General features: G+C 58.4%; 1 protein-coding gene. It reads right to left on the bottom strand.

The window, feature by feature from the left end; all coding sequences use genetic code 11:
• Positions 1–437: hypothetical protein (locus tag M3196_RS21790; RefSeq protein WP_251324378.1), on the bottom strand; the 437-nt coding region annotated here is incomplete at both ends.

Below are 437 nucleotides of genomic sequence, written 5' to 3'. Positions count from 1 at the left end.
CGACATAAATAATTTAAGTGCGTAACCGACAGTCCAATCAGCTTCGCATACTCCGCCAACGGGAGATGCTGTCGGTAGTGGCTCTCGATAAGGCGGGCGAAGTGGCGCATCATGCTGCGCTTCCGCTCCGCTTTATCTTCCGCGGGGGACGCGGGATGGCACTGTCGGTTCAGCCAGACCAACAGCGTCCCCAGCAGCGAATAGAGCATCATTTCTCGCGCATCGTGCTCTTCGCAGTACTCCTCGCGAAGCGCTGAAAACAGCGTATGCATGCGCCCGCGAGAACGGCCCACCGGCACACACTGCGGCACGCTAAGCACATCCAGAGGGCGACCGAACTGATTTTCAAACCGGCTCAGCAGCGGCAGCGCCAGAGAGAGCACAAACCCTTGCGTCCCGGGTGAAAAATTAAACCCGTGAATACAGAGGGCGGGAAC

The sequence above is a fragment of the Fictibacillus nanhaiensis genome (assembly GCF_023715445.1).
GTDB lineage: Bacteria > Bacillota > Bacilli > Bacillales > Fictibacillaceae > Fictibacillus > Fictibacillus nanhaiensis_D.
Note: the sequence above shows the minus strand (reverse complement) of the source record. Positions and strands in the feature narration are given on the sequence as shown.